This is a genomic window from Variovorax sp. Soil_C_17 (assembly GCF_057657265.1).
This window is the reverse complement of record NZ_JBDGIT010000074.1, coordinates 1-236: the sequence shown is the minus strand read 5'-3', so window position 1 is coordinate 236 and position 236 is coordinate 1. Positions and strand designations below refer to the sequence as shown.

The following is a 236-nucleotide window of genomic DNA, read 5'->3' as shown; positions in this document are numbered from 1 at the left end:
GTGGAGTCCCACTTCGATGCCTTGGGCCGCGAAGCCCACGCCAGCATGTTCCTGGATGACGGCAGCCGCGATTGGTACGACTACAACCAGGATGGCAGCCAAGGCTGGGGCGCGCTGGTCTCGCATTTCGATGCCGCGGGCCGCGAAGCGCATGCCAACCTGTACATGGACGACGGCAGCCGCAACTGGTACGACTACGACCAGGACGGCTCGCAAGCCTGGAGCCGGGTCCAATC

At 64.8% G+C, this 236-nt stretch carries 1 protein-coding gene; it reads left to right on the top strand.

Going from position 1 to position 236, the window contains the following annotated elements:
• A partial coding sequence (locus AC3A6Y_RS35095) for a hypothetical protein (protein ID WP_487872803.1) occupies positions 1-236 on the top strand: 236 nt, incomplete at both ends.